The following is a 1,503-nucleotide window of genomic DNA, read 5'->3' as shown; positions in this document are numbered from 1 at the left end:
TGCCGAAACATCCCTGTTTCGGAAGCTCACCAGCGTATCTACACCCGGTTTTCCATTTCTTCGATTTGCCCTTACTTATATCACTCAGACAATCAAAAGCTAAATTGTTTTTGGACAATTCCGAGTTAAAGTCTTAACTCTAGTTCGTCAATTTCAGCGAAAAATGTCTATGGGATAACGCCGCATTCAGCGGCTTGTCCGCTGCAATGCTTTGTTATAAGTTACCTTATTATATCTTGATTGCTGAGCTTTGGAGCCAGCCGCTTAAATACAGAGTTTTCAGTGTACGGCAAATACTCAGTATGCCTAGAATAAACAAATCCATTTTTTATTGATTTATCCGATAAATAGTTCATTACTGCGCTTTCAACCATTACACCAAAACACTTCTTTTTCGACCCCGCACTAAACCGATCCAACCTAGCTTTCACATAATTGTTTGAGACACCTCTATGGATTGCTGTCGCTGCGGATTGTGAGTCAGGATAAAGCATATTTGTTTTAGGTAGTAAATCAGTGATGTTGACCGCCACCAACCCATGAACTTTGCTTGATTTTTCTGAGCTAATTCTTTTCAAAACTTGTTTGTTAGCCTTTTTTACATTCTTCTCTATCTGAGCTTCAGACTTAACTCGCTTGCACTCAACAAAAAGCATTCCATCATCAACCAAATCAACTACAACATCACAAATTCCATTGAGAGTTACGGAGTAACCTGCTTGAATAAACCTACTAGCAATAGATAATTCGAAGAGAAAGTCTCTCGCTTGGTCGTTGTCAGTATTACCTCTGAACTCTTGCCCTGAAGTTACTTTTTTAACCTGATCAAGAAACTCTGATACCTCAACATTACTTAGACAGTTTTTAATTCTAATTATTTCATTTACTTCAATATATGCATTATCAAAGGACCTTTTAAAGCCAAGAAGATCATTTTCAACTATTTTTCCTTCTGCTAGGTCAATAAACTTTTGAAAACATCTCTTATAAATACCATATCTGTTTTTGGAATATTCAAATCCTAACCCACTAAACCAATTACAAACTTCGTCATACATCAAAATAAGATTATCAAAATCGTGCTCATAGTATGTAGTGGTCATAGTTCCCTCAGAGACTTATAACATTTTATTAGTGCGCGTGCGCGTTTACCTCGTTGGACCAGTAAAAACGCGCACAGTTAACTATCTGTATACAATGAACTTATCAGCATTTTGCTTAATATACCATCTGGAAAAACGCGCACGAATTTAGGCTTAAAATCACCCAAAAGTCACATAATCTAAATATGACTGTATATCTGTCCAGTTTCTACTTCTTGTGGTGAATCGCACAAACAGGACTTAGATAAGAAATCGTAGGGTAGTAAGTTTGCGATTTACTAGCTGACCACCAACTCACTTTAGGGCAAAACCAAATCAGCTTTTGCATTCCCTTTTCACCCCAAACACGGCCAAATCGAAGAGGCGTTGGATACCGAGTGTAGATGCATCTGCGGACGTC

Annotated in this window: 1 protein-coding gene; it reads right to left on the bottom strand. The window is 37.8% G+C overall.

Annotated elements, in window-relative coordinates:
* Window positions 1–221: 221 nt before the first annotated feature.
* On the bottom strand, window positions 222–1,103 hold the full coding sequence (locus NY07_RS18745; protein ID WP_052125894.1) for a hypothetical protein: 882 nt from the start codon (window positions 1,101–1,103) through the stop codon (window positions 222–224).
* Between the last annotated feature and the right edge of the window lie 400 nt (window positions 1,104–1,503).

The sequence above is a fragment of the Shewanella sp. ECSMB14101 genome, assembly GCF_000773485.1.
GTDB lineage: Bacteria > Pseudomonadota > Gammaproteobacteria > Enterobacterales > Shewanellaceae > Shewanella > Shewanella marisflavi.
Note: the sequence above shows the minus strand (reverse complement) of the source record. Positions and strands in the feature narration are given on the sequence as shown.

Excerpts from the sequence above, each read along its gene's own strand:
- NY07_RS18745 (WP_052125894.1), bottom strand. The coding sequence starts at position 1,103 with ATGACCACTACATACTATGAGCACGATTTTGATAATCTTATTTTGATG.